Raw genomic sequence first — 421 nt, 5'->3', positions numbered from 1 at the left:
GGAGTTACTGAAATTATATTTTCTGGTCCAAAGTACAGTGTTGTCTGCAGATAAAAAAGATTCTGTTACCTGGGAATAGCCTACCTGCCCGCCATTGTTAAAGCTTGACATGGGTTGTATCCTGTTTGACAGTTGTCCTACTACCATGGGAATATTTCCATATTTTTTCATAATGAGCATATAGTCAGGAATTCCTAAAAGCTTTCCGGAGGTTGTACCATTATCCAAGGTATAGGTAAATTTTCTTTTGGTAATCTTTCCATTGTTGTCATTGGTCTCAATGCCGGAAATTCTTCGCCCTCCTCCCACAAAGCTATTAAGAGAGACATTGGGCCTATATTCTGTCCAGCGCAGCAATACCGAAAAAGGGTTGCTTTCCATATTTTCGGAATCATTGAGGGTAAAACTCGAATTGGAAACC

General features: G+C 39.9%; 1 protein-coding gene. It reads right to left on the bottom strand.

The genetic code is table 11. The features are described 5' to 3' along the window. A partial coding sequence (locus SB764_RS38410) for a hypothetical protein (RefSeq protein ID WP_410866521.1) occupies positions 1-381 on the bottom strand: 381 nt, incomplete at its 3' end. Between the last annotated feature and the right edge of the window lie 40 nt (positions 382-421).

The sequence above is a fragment of the Paraburkholderia sp. SIMBA_027 genome, assembly GCF_046535315.1.
Lineage (GTDB): Bacteria > Pseudomonadota > Gammaproteobacteria > Burkholderiales > Burkholderiaceae > Paraburkholderia > Paraburkholderia tropica.
Note: the sequence above shows the minus strand (reverse complement) of the source record. Positions and strands in the feature narration are given on the sequence as shown.